This is a genomic window from Enterobacter sp. IF2SW-B1 (genome assembly GCF_001743375.1).
GTDB lineage: Bacteria > Pseudomonadota > Gammaproteobacteria > Enterobacterales > Enterobacteriaceae > Enterobacter > Enterobacter bugandensis.
Genome location: NZ_MJAA01000289.1, coordinates 1 through 414, shown reverse-complemented (window position 1 = coordinate 414; position 414 = coordinate 1). Strand labels below are relative to the sequence as shown.

Annotated in this window: 1 protein-coding gene; it reads right to left on the bottom strand. The window is 24.4% G+C overall.

What is annotated here, in order from left to right; all coding sequences use genetic code 11:
• Nucleotides 1-89 precede the first annotated feature (89 nt).
• On the bottom strand, nucleotides 90-414 hold a 325-nt coding region (locus A6013_RS27470; protein WP_069733893.1), incomplete at its 5' end, for a hypothetical protein.

The window sequence follows — 414 nt, the reverse complement described above, 5'->3', positions numbered from 1 at the left end:
ATTGATTTAATAAAAGTTACTTGGATGTATAGCAATTAATATTATATGAAGTTCAAAGTGAAAAGCTACCTATTCTGGTAGCTTTGATATTATTTTTCAAAAATTCGTATAGACTTAAGAAAAAACGATTTGTTTTTGAAATTATTTAATGGCGGTACGTCTTTATAGTACACACCTCTAGTAATTTGTATATTTCCATCTAAATAAATAACTTCAGAGTTCATTATGAGATTTATAAAATACTTACGCTTTCTAAGTTCCCATATAAAGTAACGTAATTCAAGTATTGTTTTACCAGTTTTATTATGGGTTGAGACAATATATTTTACTTTTAAATTGTTGAAGTTTCTTGTTAAGTCTCTAACTAAAGTAATTACAAAAAAGAATATACAGAAAATAGGAAAAAAAACAAAA